The organism is uncultured Agitococcus sp. (assembly GCF_937920075.1).
Lineage (GTDB): Bacteria > Pseudomonadota > Gammaproteobacteria > Pseudomonadales > Moraxellaceae > Agitococcus.
The window spans coordinates 1-7761 of sequence record NZ_CALETI010000213.1 but is presented as its reverse complement, the minus strand read 5'-3'; the positions used below and the strand labels follow the sequence as shown (position 1 = coordinate 7761).

Here is a 7761-nt window from a genome sequence, read left to right as displayed (position 1 = left end):
TAAACCAAAGCGTAACAACACCCAATAATATAACGATTACATCAGTAACACTACCGCCAACAAGTGCTTGGACAACAAGACAATCTCCGTCAGGCTCTATGTTAACTTCGGTGAGTTTTGGCGCAGGTAAATTTGTTGCTGTAGGTATGCGTAATGCCATTATTAGCTCAACTGACGGTATTTCTTGGCAAGAGCAAATACCTGTTGATAAAGACTATTTTCAAGCAAATTCGGTGATTTATGATGGCACTCAATTTGTGATGGTGGGCGATGTTCTGTCTGGTAAAACCGTACCACCTTTAATTGCAACTTCGCCTGATGGTGTGACATGGACACGGCGCAATTTAAGTAATACCTCAGGCAGTGATATTTTTAGCTTAAATGATGTTGGTTTGGGAGGTGGTAAATTAACTACCATAGGCGGTAATGTGGTCTTTAGTTCTGCGGATAATGGTGTGACGTGGACAACTGAAGGCAGTATGTTTAGTTTAGCGCAAGCAGAAATGCTAAATGGTGTTGCAGGTAATGCGAACTCAAGGATTATTGTTGGGCGTGACAGTAGTTTCAAAGGTTTGATTTTAAGACATGATGGTTCAGCGTGGACGGTTGCTAAAAAAGATTTAGCAGTGCGTTTAAATGATGTCATTTGGACAGGTAGTCAGTTTGTTGCCGTTGGTGTGGCATCTGATACGAAAAGTATTATGACTTCTAGTGATGGTATAACATGGACAGAGCAGAATGTGCCGACTGAAGCGATGGGTTATAGTTTGAATGATGTGGTTTGGACGGGTACAAAACTATATGCTGTGGGAGACAAAATGGTTGGTCCAGGTAAAGAAAAGCGTATTATTCTCAGTTCTATAGATGGAGCAACATGGACGGTGGAGCATGAGTCAGATGGTGCTAATTTCGCTTCTGCTTCATTGGCGGGTATTGCCGCTTCGGAAAATATTATTGTGACTTTAGGTGGTAGTCATTTAATTACTAGAAAACCTTAACTCAAGCAAGTCATCTCCTTTGTTATGACTAACAAAGGAGATGGCTATTTTTTAAACCTCATGGATAAATAATTTTCTATCAAACCTTACTTGTGGCCAAAACACACCATCATCCGCACGCTCACCTGCACCAATCACCATAATCGGAAAAGCACCGTCTTGTAAGTTTAATAATTTGCTTACTCGAGCCGCATCAAAGCCTTCCATCATACATGTATCAAAACCATGCGCTCTAAACGCTAACACTAAGTTTTCACACGCTAATGCGGTACTTTTTGCTGCCCATAATTCGACTTCACTTTTGGTATATGGGCCTCTTGGCACAGCAGCGACTAATCCACCCAAAGCAAAGGCTGCTTTTTTGGCATAGGCAAAACTATTTAATGGGCCAGATGAATAATTGTAAGGAATTAATTGGTAATAACGTTTAACAAGAGGTGGGACATCAGGCATTGGCCATTCACGCAGCATTTTTTTTGCAAATTCATCAACACGATCGGTACGCGCTACACAAACAATCAATTCGGCAGCAGTTTTGGCGGCTAATTGGCTCATACAGGCTTTGACTAATTTGGCTTTTTTATCAGCCGAGCGCACTACATAAAACTCCCATTGTTGTAAACCTGACGAACAAGGGGCGAGTAAAGCCATATCTAAACAATCATCTAATACCTGTTGAGGAATAGGTTTGGTGGTAAATTTGCGTACCGAACGGCGGCTAGTGACGACTTTACGAAAGTTTTCAACATCAATATCGGTGGGTGCAGCTTCGTAATAACGTTCTTTGCCGTTGACGTTAATGGTGTTGGACATAATACAATCTCATCAATAATTAAGTGCTATTAGCGATTGCCTAATATTAGAGGAAACACCCTCTCCTGTGGGAGAGGGTCGGGGTGGGGGCAATACACTAGATGCTTTGAAAGTTATCGAACTATTCGATAAATGTCAAATTATTGTTGTACCAACAAAGGCTTTAAAAACCGCCCTGTATGTGATTTTTCATCAGCAGCAACTTGTTCTGGTGTGCCAATGGCGACTACTTCACCCCCCCCATCACCCCCTTCATAACCCATATCAATCAGCCAGTCAGCGGTTTTAATGACATCTAAGTTGTGTTCAATAATCACAATAGTATTACCGTGATCACGCAACTGATTGAGAACAGCAAGGAGTTGAGCAATATCATGGAAGTGTAAACCAGTTGTTGGCTCATCCAAAATATACAAGGTTTTGCCTGTATCACGTTTTGCTAATTCACGAGCCAGTTTTACCCGTTGTGCTTCACCACCAGACAGGGTGGTTGCCGCTTGTCCCAAGGTAATATAACTTAAACCCACGGCCATTAAGGTTTGTAATTTGCGGGCAAGGCTAGGCACACTTTCGAAAAAGGCAAACGCATCTTCGACAGTCATATTGAGCACTTGAGAAATATTTTTGCCTTTATAACGAATTTCTAAGGTTTCGCGGTTATAACGTTCGCCGTGGCACACATCACAAGGCACATACACATCAGGTAAAAAGTGCATGGCGACTTTAATGACACCATCACCTTCACAGGCTTCACAACGGCCACCTTTAACGTTAAACGAAAATCTGCCCACACTATAACCCCGTGAGCGTGCTTCTTGAGTGGCGGCAAATAGTTCACGAATGGGCGTAAATAAACCTGTATAAGTGGCTGGATTAGAACGCGGTGTACGACCAATCGGGCTTTGATCAATATCAACCACTTTATCTAAATGTTCTAAACCCGTAATGCTTTTGTAGGGGGCAGGGTTTAAGCTTAATGCGCCATTTAAAGCTTTGGCGGTAATGGGAAATAATGTGCCGTTAATTAACGTCGATTTACCCGAGCCAGAAACGCCCGTCACACAGGTCATTAAACCTAAAGGAATATCAATGCTGACATTTTTAAGATTGTTGCCTGTCGCACCTGTCAAACTGAGAATTTTTTCAGGGTTAATGGCTGTGCGTTGGCTAGGAACAGCAATTTTGGCTTTGCCTGATAAATATTGGCCAGTTAAGGATTCGGGAATTTGTTTAATGTCTTCGGCTGTGCCTTGCGCGATAATTTGACCACCATGTACCCCTGCCATTGGGCCAATATCAATAATATGGTCGGCAGCACGAATGGCATCTTCATCATGCTCAACCACCAATACAGTATTACCTAAGTCACGTAAACGCAGCAGCGTGTTTAATAAACGCTCATTGTCGCGTTGATGCAAACCAATCGACGGCTCATCTAACACATACATCACCCCCATCAAGCCCGCACCAATTTGTGAGGCGAGGCGAATACGTTGTGCCTCTCCACCTGATAAGGTGTCAGCAGAGCGTTCTAAAGACAAATAATCCAAACCAACACTCACCAAAAAGTGTAAACGATCACGAATTTCTTTTAAAACCTTGTCGGCAATTTCGGCTTTTTGCCCCGTTAAGGCCAGATTTTCAAAATAATCAGCCGCTTTTTTAATGGGTAACTGAGTAATGCTTGGCAAGTTTTTATCGGCAACATACACATAGCGTGCTTCTTTACGCAAACGTGAACCATCACATTGATCACAACGACTGGTGATTAAATATTGACTCAGCTCTTCACGCACAGCAGGCGATTCGGTTTCTTTATACCGACGTTCTAAATGAGGCAAAATACCTTCAAAAGGTTGTTCACGTAAACGTTTGTTGCCACGTTCATCGGTATAAGCAAAACTTATTTTTTCTTTTTTCGAGCCTTGTAAAAAGATCGTTTGAATGGCAGCAGGAAGATCTTGCCATGCTTGATCCATATCAACCTGATAATGTTTGGCAACACTACTAAGCAATAAAAAATAGTAGGGATGTTGTTTGTCCCAACCACGAACGACCCCTTCGTTTAGACTTAATTCGGGATGTAAAATTAATTGTTCGGCGGCAAAGTGGGCTTTATGACCCAAACCATCACAACTTGGACAAGCTCCCGCAGGATTATTAAAAGAAAATAAGCGAGGTTCTAATTCACTAACTGCATAACCACAATGCGGACAACTATGTTTAGAGGAGAAGATTAAATCCTCACCATTGTTATCCATATAACTAATCATCGCCACGCCATCAGCTAAACGTAAAGCGGTTTCAAAAGACTCTGCTAAACGTAAAGCTAAATCAGCACGGACTTTAAAACGATCAATCACCACTTCAATGGTATGTTTTTTGGTTTTTTCTAAAGCAGGGGCATCATCTAAATCAACGACAATGCCATTAATTCGCCCTCTAACAAAACCTTGTGCGCGTAAACTCTCTAAAATATGTAAATGTTCACCTTTGCGATCTCTAACCACAGGCGCAAGTAACATCAACGCTGTGCCTTCGGTAATGGCTAAAACATTGTCCACCATTTGGCTAATGGTTTGTGCACTTAAAGGCAGGTTATGTTCAGAGCAATAGGGAGTCCCTACGCGTGCATATAATAGACGTAAATAATCATAAATTTCGGTAATCGTACCAACGGTAGAACGTGGGTTATGCGAAGTGGATTTTTGCTCAATAGCAATAGCAGGCGACAAGCCGTCGATGCTATCCACATCAGGTTTTTGCATCAACGCCAAAAACTGCCGCGCATAAGCCGATAAAGACTCGACATAACGACGTTGACCTTCGGCGTATAAGGTATCAAAGGCTAACGATGATTTGCCCGAACCTGATAAACCTGTAATGACCACTAATTTGTCACGTGGAATATCTAAAGAAATGTTTTTTAAATTATGGGTACGAGCACCACGAATACGAATAAAGTTGTTCATCTTCTATCAACGCATCAAGCAAAGAGCCGATAATAATGGCATAACGGAGGTATTTAAGCACTATACAAAGATAAAACTTGTATGAGACCCAACTATAGAGTGGTATTTTTTCTTAGACGACGGTCTTATAATACGCGACCCAAAATTTTTAGAGTGTCATTAATGAGCGGTATGACTCAAGGCGAACGTAAAGCAACCAGTATTTTAGCGAGCATTTTTGCGCTAAGAATGTTGGGCTTATTTATGATTATTCCTGTTTTTGCCTTGTATGGTCAAAAATTAGAGGGTGCAACACCCGCTTTAATTGGGTTGGCAATCGGTATTTATGGTTTAACGCAAGCGGTATTACAAATTCCAGTGGGTTTATGGGCAGACAGAATAAATCGTAAATTATTAATTATTGTTGGCTTGATATTATTTGCGCTTGGTGGTGCGGTAGCGGCAGTCGCAGATTCAATTTGGGGTGTGATTGTTGGTCGAGCGATTCAAGGAGCAGGGGCAATTTCGGCGGTGGTTATGGCATTATTGGCCGATTTAACCCGAGAAGAACAACGAACCAAAGCGATGTCCACGATTGGCATGAGTATTGGAATGTCCTTTGCGGTTGCTTTTATTTTAGGCCCATTAGTCGCGGGACATTTTGGTTTAAGTGGTTTATTTTGGGCAACATCCGTATTAGCTATCTTAGGCTTAAGTTTATTACATTTAGTGCCACAGCCAACGGTGATTATAAAACAGCATCATGATTCTTATTGGCAACAGTTTAAACAAAGTTTGCTTCACCCTGAATTAGCCCGTTTAAATGCAGGTATTTTTATTTTACATTTGGTAATGACAGCCAGTTTTGTGTTATTGCCGCATTTATTAATCGAGTATGCTCATTTGCCTGCCAGTCAACATGGTTGGGTATATTTACCGATTGTTTTGGGTGGTTTTATTGCAGCCGTTCCAGCCATTATTATTGCCGAAAAACGTCGAAAAATTAAACAGGTTTTTATTTTTGGTATTAGTCTTATGGTGCTCAGTTTATTGGTATTGGCAATAGAGTACCAACATTATTGGGGCTTATTATTTGGCATTAGTTTGTTTTTTGTTGCCTTTAATTTATTAGAGGCTTTATTACCCTCATTGTTAAGTAAAATTGCACCTGCAGGCACCAAGGCCACGGCAATGGGCATATATTCAAGTAGTCAGTTTTTAGGGGCATTTTTTGGTGGGGTTTGTGGTGGCTTATTATGGGCGAAACAAGATATTAGTTTAGCTTATGTCATTTTGGCCATGTTAACTAGTCTTTGGGTGTTATTAGCTGTTTTTATGCGTTCACCACGATTTTTACATAGTATGATGCTGAATATCCCAAGTTGTAACTCGCAACAGGCTTCACAATTATTATCAAAACTACAAGCGATTATTGGCGTAGAAGAAGCTGTGGTCTTGGCACAAGAAGGGGTTATCTATTTAAAAATAGATAAAAACAAGTTAAATGAGAAAGACTTACAACAGATATTAATAAGCTGTTAGTTTTTGATGAAAGAGGTTGCCAACAGCCTTAATTTTGATGCAAAATCAAAAATCTTTATTTAAGATTTATCGATTGCTATTAATCGGTAGTGTTGGTTGGTATTAAGATAATTTAAACGACACGAGTGGTCGTTTGTTCAGAGTTAGACATTGTTATCTTATTGAGTAAACAGTATTTTTTTGTAGAGCAATACCATAGAGGGTGCAAAACGTCATGCGCGGAGTAAACAAAGTTATTTTATTAGGAACAGTGGGTCGTGATCCAGAAGTTCGTAGTTTAGGGGCAAGTGGTAGTACAGTCACTAGCATTTCATTAGCGACCAGTGAAGCATGGAAAGATAAAAATACGGGGCAATTAACAGAGCAGACAGAATGGCACCGTGTTGTATTTTATGGTCGCTTAGCTGAGATTTCTGGTGAGTATTTACGTAAAGGCAGTAAAGTTTACGTTGAAGGTTCTATTCATACTCGTAAATGGCAAGACAAAACCACAGGCCAAGATCGTTATTCTACCGAAATTAAAGCTAATGTGATGCAATTATTAGATGGTCGTGGTGGTAATAATCAATCAGGTGGGGATTATAATAACGATTATAGTTATGGTAATAATAATGGTGGTAGTAGTTATGGCGGTGGCAGTAATAGCTATGGTCAAGATGACTACAATAATCGTGGTGGTGGTTCTTACGGCAACCGCAACCAAGCTCGTCAACCAGCAGCACCCGCACCTATGGCCAATGATTTAGATGATGATTTGCCATTCTAAGTATTAATCAGTGGTTTTTGAGGGTTATTAGCTAATTATAAATTTAGTATTAACCCTCAAATTAAAATTATTATATTTATAGATAATTAGTAAATTTTTTAAATTGATAACCAATTCGATATTGGTGGAAAAGTAGATATTTTAAATAAATTAAAATGTGTTACAATTTGCCCTGCAACTAATTTTATCGCTTTTATATCAAGTGATATGTATTTAAATCAGCTAGGTATCACGGACTGCTATAATAATAACAAAGGCAGAAAATATGATTGATGCTACAATTAAAGTGAAATTAAGAGGTTATTATGACGATTGATTTAAGCCAACTAACAATTGAACAGTTAAATGATGTTATTGCTGATGCACAACGCTTAATTAAATCAAAGAAAAAAGCTCAATTAAAAACAGCTCGCGCACAATTAGAAAAAGTGGCCGCCGATTTTGGTTATACTTTAGAAGAGTTGTTATCAGGTAAATCAGTTGAAACCGTTGAAGATGCACCTGTAAAACCTCGTAAACCTGTTGAAATTCGCTATCGTAATCCTGCTAACGAAGCTGAAACATGGACAGGACGTGGCAAACAACCACGTTGGTTGGCAGCCGCTATTGCATCTGGTAAAAATTTACAAGATTTTGCCATTTGATTGCTGATTTATAAGGATTAGTAAAGCCTCCAGATATGGGGGCTTTT

Annotated in this window: 6 protein-coding genes; 4 read left to right on the top strand and 2 right to left on the bottom strand. The window is 40.0% G+C overall.

The genetic code is table 11. The features are described from left to right. On the top strand, positions 1-998 hold a 998-nt coding region (locus Q0212_RS07830; RefSeq protein WP_297924242.1), incomplete at its 5' end, for a hypothetical protein. A 51-nt stretch (positions 999-1049) separates the two neighbouring features. Here Q0212_RS07830 and Q0212_RS07825 read toward each other — a convergent pair. Together Q0212_RS07825 and uvrA are read right to left on the bottom strand one after the other, a co-directional pair. Further along, entirely contained in the window at positions 1050-1811 is a 762-nt protein-coding gene (locus Q0212_RS07825; protein WP_297924240.1) for a nitroreductase family protein, read from the bottom strand. Positions 1812-1951: 140 nt separating this feature from the next. After that, positions 1952-4783 carry an excinuclease ABC subunit UvrA gene (gene uvrA, locus Q0212_RS07820; RefSeq protein ID WP_297924238.1) on the bottom strand — a complete coding sequence of 944 codons (2832 nt, stop codon included), beginning with the start codon at positions 4781-4783 and terminating at the stop codon, positions 1952-1954. A 171-nt stretch (positions 4784-4954) separates the two neighbouring features. Between uvrA and Q0212_RS07815 the strand changes: the two genes are divergently transcribed. The 3 genes from Q0212_RS07815 to Q0212_RS07805 all read left to right on the top strand — a co-directional run bounded on the left by Q0212_RS07815 (position 4955) and on the right by Q0212_RS07805 (position 7714). Then, a complete protein-coding gene (locus Q0212_RS07815) occupies positions 4955-6304 on the top strand; it encodes an MFS transporter (protein WP_297924244.1) in 1350 nt (449 codons plus the stop codon). 214 nt (positions 6305-6518) lie between these two features. Continuing rightward, positions 6519-7070, top strand: a complete 552-nt coding sequence (gene ssb, locus Q0212_RS07810; RefSeq protein ID WP_297924236.1) for a single-stranded DNA-binding protein — start codon at positions 6519-6521, stop codon at positions 7068-7070. Between the two features lie 305 nt (positions 7071-7375). After that, positions 7376-7714 (top strand): H-NS histone family protein, encoded by a 339-nt coding sequence (locus Q0212_RS07805; protein WP_297924234.1) that lies wholly within the window; start codon positions 7376-7378, stop codon positions 7712-7714. Positions 7715-7761 lie beyond the last annotated feature (47 nt).